The following is a 4352-nucleotide window of genomic DNA, read 5'->3' as shown; positions in this document are numbered from 1 at the left end:
GTATATAGACGGAGAGATTCCGATTATTAACTTGAGAAACGTGGAAATGGGATTTTTTGCTTTGCATAACCGGAAAACTTCCCCTTATGTACCCCTGAAACACGCTCCGTTCTTTATTTAACCGAAAAATCTCCGCTTATTCCCCGAGTTACTTAATTAAGGATCATAATGCTTAATGAAACAGGAGTGAGATGAATGGAGATCGTTTTTTATTCGCTCAAAAATATCCAAGAATCCCGGCCGTGCCTGTTCATCAGACCCAAAACTAAGGAATTATAGCCAGTTCGAAGCAAGCTTAAAAGGAAGCGAGTAGGGATGTTGATTTAAATAAACTTATTTCCTAAGTATTTTTGCCTAGTTTTTCCTAAATTATAAGGTATAATGGTAATAATTATCATATTAGTTTTATAATTGGCGGTATATCGACGGAATTTCTCGGACCGATTAAACTGCATTTTAATTTTGTCTGCATGACTCATCGTTGGCTCAATATAATATAATGGAGCGCCAGATACGTGCATCGTGACATCTCCTTCCTGCTCCTCAATTCTTCATTTTTATGACTTTTATCTGAGGTTGAAACGTTATGAAAAAAATAGTCATACAAACAAATGATCCTTATGGTGAAAATGGGACTGATAATGACCGGAAATTTGTTGTTTTCTGTACGAATCTATTTACCTTTTCGTTAATTGCACATGTTTTGCTCATTCCTGTCTTTTCGTTTCTTGGCAATCCTTTGATTCTCACGCTCGATCTAGCGGCTGCTGCTTTGGATCTGTTCTGCTTAGCACTTAATCGCAAAGGATATGTACGGATTGCAAGTTTCCTTTGGGTTCTTGAGCTATCGGTACTATCAAGCAGCTGCGTGCTTGTATTCGGATGGCAGCAGGGCCATTATTACTATCTTTTTTCCTTAATTCCAATTGTTTTCTTTGCGCGATGGCCAGGTGTTTTGCGCATTGCCGTTTCGCTGGTTCTTTTCGGTGATACGTTGTTTTTGTACGATTATACGCATTCGCATGCACCGGTTACACCGCTCATGCCATTTATGGCAACGTCAATGCACTTGATTAATGTGGCCATCAACTTTATTGGGCTTGGTTACGCTTCCTACTTCTATCGTGCGCATTCGGAACAATTGCAGCAACAACTGTTGCGGAAGGCAAATACGGATGATTTAACGGGGATTCACAATCGCAGGTCGTTTGAATGCAGAGCCCAAGTTCAACTTGAGCAAACAGATCATCAGAATGAGTGCGCACTTATTTATTTTGATCTGGATCATTTTAAACGCATTAATGATTCCTATGGGCATGCCGCTGGAGACCGTGCGTTAAAGATGGTTGCGAATGCGTGCCGGCGTGTGCTGCGCAAAGAGGACCTCTTTGCAAGAATCGGCGGGGAGGAATTTGCCGTTTTCTTGGCGCACACGTCGCGGGATGAGGCGATAAGCATTGCAGAGCGGCTTCGAATGCAAATTGAATCGTGTTGCTTAACGTTTCAAGATGGGAAGCGCTTCTTCCTAAGCGCAAGTATTGGCCTTGCTTCCCCTCGATTAAATGAGAAACGTTTGGATCATCTGATGGCGAATTCAGACCTTGCGCTTTATCAAGCGAAAAGAGATGGACGGAATCGTGTGGTTTCATTTATTTGAATCCGAGTGTGATCGGAGTGTTTATCGCGTAGGATGGCACGAACACCTTGGCGTCATTACAGGGGAACTTCCCCTTCTTCGTTGAACTGATCATAAAGCGTTTGGAATGATTTTTCATGCGCAAGGAAAACATCGGTGATGATCGGATCGAAATGTTGTCCTCGTTCTTGTTTAATAATTTCCACAGCCTTTTCATGAGAATAACCGAGTTTATAGGGACGTTTTGAACGCAGGGCGTCATAGACATCGGCAAATGCGACAATACGAGCCGAGAGCGGAATGGCTTCTCCTGCGATTCCGTCGGGATACCCGCTGCCATCCCATTTTTCATGATGCGAGCGGGTCAGTGCAATTCCCATTTGTAAAAATTTATTCCCCGGATATTTTTGCTGAATTTCCGACAATGTTTCGGCACCAATCACGGTGTGCTTCTTCATCACTTCAAATTCTTCATCAGTCAATTTTCCCGGTTTGAGCAGAATGTCGTCGGGGATGCCGACTTTCCCAATATCATGAAGCGGGCAAGCTTCATAAAGATTTTCGATATAGGCGCTGTCCACCTGTTTTTGAAACTTTGGCAGACGTTGAAGTTCTTCAGCGAGCAGCTTGCACGATGAGGAAACGCGTTCGACATGGGCGCCTGAGGTCACATCTCTGGATTCAAGCAGCTTTACAAGCGAGAATAGGGTGGCGCTCTGCGCTTTTTGAAGCATACGTTCGCGGTGAAGATTCTGTTCATAATTTGCCTTGTAGTAATCGGCGAGAAAACCAATGACAAAAGCAACCATGACAAAAATGGCAAGGCGCATCAACCAATTTACCGGATATTGCGTGGGTTGAAACTGATTGAAAGGCATGAACGGGCCGATCATCAATCCGCTTACACAGGCATGGATCATTCCATGAATTTTGCCGCGAGTCACTGCAACCAGCGTAATTGGCAAATACATCAGGTTGGTATAGGCATAGACTGTTCCTCCGGCTAAATAGATGATCAGTGCAATAATCATCGAGCAGATGTAGCAGCAGACAAGAAGAAACGGTTGAGTGCATGCAGCGTGTTGTGTGATATGCGTGGTCCGAGTTTCCACAGCTAATCTCCTTTGTCTCGTTGTTTCAATAGCTTGTTGTTTCTACTATAGCAATTTTTTCCTCAATTGGGTATCTATTTATAGAATATTGTGTGTTCTTTTTTTCAAAACAAATAGGCAGTACCTTGTTTATCTCTTCTTTTTAATTGCTTCCTCATTGATATTGCGCGGCGCAACGTGTTTGAGCTGTTTCAGCCGATTTGTCCCCCATTCGAACATGAGATCGATAATCGGAAGGAGCGTTTGCCCTAGTGCTGTGATTTCATAGTCAACACGAACCGGAACTTCAGGATACAGAGTACGTGTGATCAGTTCGTCTTCTTCAAGCTCACGCAGCTGCTGGGTCAGCACTTTATTGGAGGCATGCGGCAACAGCTTTTTTAATTCACCGAAGCGATAGATACCGTCCTTCCCTAAATGATATAAAATAACGATCTTCCATTTGCCACTGAACATCGATAGGGTGAGTTCTTTGGCGCAGCCGTAATCTCCCGACAGCAATTTCTTTTGGACGTCTTTGCGTACGACATCGGTCATTTGAATCCCTCATTTCTTCGCCTTGGTTACTTTCTGGTTACTGGATAACAAAAAAGTGCGTACTTTAAAAATTAATATACCTAGTATACCATATAGTTGTTGGTATCAAAAAGAACCTTAGGAGGAATTAAGATATGAGCAAAGTAGCCGTTCTTGTAACAAATGATGTTGAAGATATTGAATTTACGTCACCGAAAGAAGCTTTGGAGGCTGCCGGCCATAAAATCACCGTGATTGAGAAAGAAGCAGGTACCGAATTAACCGGCAAACATGGCACGAAGATTCCTGTGGATAAAGGGATTGATGAGGTAAATCCGGAAGACTTTGATGCGCTGCTCATTCCAGGCGGCTTCTCGCCCGACCAGCTGCGCGTTGATCCGCGGTTTGTTGCATTCACGAAATACTTCTTGGCTTATAATAAACCGTTGTTTTCAATCTGCCATGGCCCGCAGCTCTTCATTCAAACCGGTTTGGTTAAGGGGCGCACGCTAACGGCTTACGCATCCATTCAACCGGATTTGTACTATGCAGGTGCGGTTGTAGAGAACGAACCGGTTGTGATTGACCATGCGCTGATTACCAGCCGCGTTCCTGATGATCTGCCTGCATTTAACAAAGCGATTGTTGATGCACTGGCCTAATTGAACTTGCGTGTGTGAGTACACGACTAAATCTACGGTGTTTCATGCCTTAAGCGGAGTGAGCGAAATAGCTCCTCCGCTTGAGGCGTTTTTTGTAGGTACACAAATAAAAAAATTAAACCCTCGCGTCCCAAGACAGTTCTTGGAACACGGGGATCCAACTTCACCTGTACAAGCAAATACGGCAGGCGGTCATTCATTGGGTGAACTCCATAATTCGGCTCATTCACCGGCGATTGTCATCGATTTAATCGCCACTTCGCTCAATCCGGTTAGTTCGCTGATTTCAGCATGACTCATTCCTTTTTGCAACAGCTTTCGGACAAATTGTTCTTTTGCTTTTCGTTCTCCTTGTTCAATTCCCTCTTTCTTTCCGCGGTCATAAAAGGAATTGGGCCACTTGAGCACTTCTTCGTGAATTTCTAT

General features: G+C 43.7%; 4 protein-coding genes and 1 pseudogene. 2 read left to right on the top strand and 3 right to left on the bottom strand.

The features are described from left to right. Window positions 1–586: 586 nt before the first annotated feature. Complete coding sequence (locus tag SIN01_RS14100; RefSeq protein WP_010026881.1) at window positions 587–1657, top strand: GGDEF domain-containing protein; 1071 nt, start codon at window positions 587–589, stop codon at window positions 1655–1657. 56 nt (window positions 1658–1713) lie between these two features. On the opposite strand, the gene SIN01_RS14095 is transcribed toward SIN01_RS14100, so the two are convergent. Continuing rightward, on the bottom strand, window positions 1714–2748 hold the full coding sequence (locus SIN01_RS14095) for an HD-GYP domain-containing protein (RefSeq protein ID WP_010026880.1): 1035 nt from the start codon (window positions 2746–2748) through the stop codon (window positions 1714–1716). A gap of 129 nt (window positions 2749–2877) precedes the next feature. Continuing rightward, window positions 2878–3285: a winged helix-turn-helix transcriptional regulator gene (locus tag SIN01_RS14090; protein WP_047035483.1), complete on the bottom strand. Its 408-nt coding sequence runs from the start codon at window positions 3283–3285 to the stop codon at window positions 2878–2880. Between the two features lie 134 nt (window positions 3286–3419). On the opposite strand from SIN01_RS14090, the gene SIN01_RS14085 reads away from it, so the two are divergent. Continuing rightward, window positions 3420–3926 carry a type 1 glutamine amidotransferase domain-containing protein gene (locus tag SIN01_RS14085; RefSeq protein ID WP_010027567.1) on the top strand — a complete coding sequence of 169 codons (507 nt, stop codon included), beginning with the start codon at window positions 3420–3422 and terminating at the stop codon, window positions 3924–3926. 222 nt (window positions 3927–4148) lie between these two features. Here the strand turns inward: SIN01_RS14085 and SIN01_RS14080 are convergent. Further along, window positions 4149–4352, bottom strand: a pseudogene (locus SIN01_RS14080) (hypothetical protein); the annotation flags it as partial.

It is taken from the genome of Sporolactobacillus inulinus, from assembly GCF_006539285.1.
Classification (GTDB): domain Bacteria; phylum Bacillota; class Bacilli; order Bacillales; family Sporolactobacillaceae; genus Sporolactobacillus; species Sporolactobacillus inulinus.
Note: the sequence above shows the minus strand (reverse complement) of the source record. Positions and strands in the feature narration are given on the sequence as shown.

Excerpts from the sequence above, each read along its gene's own strand:
- SIN01_RS14090 (WP_047035483.1), bottom strand. The coding sequence starts at position 3,285 with ATGACCGATGTCGTACGCAAAGACGTCCAAAAGAAATTGCTGTCGGGA.
- SIN01_RS14100 (WP_010026881.1), top strand. The coding sequence starts at position 587 with ATGAAAAAAATAGTCATACAAACAAATGATCCTTATGGTGAAAATGGG.
- SIN01_RS14085 (WP_010027567.1), top strand. The coding sequence starts at position 3,420 with ATGAGCAAAGTAGCCGTTCTTGTAACAAATGATGTTGAAGATATTGAA.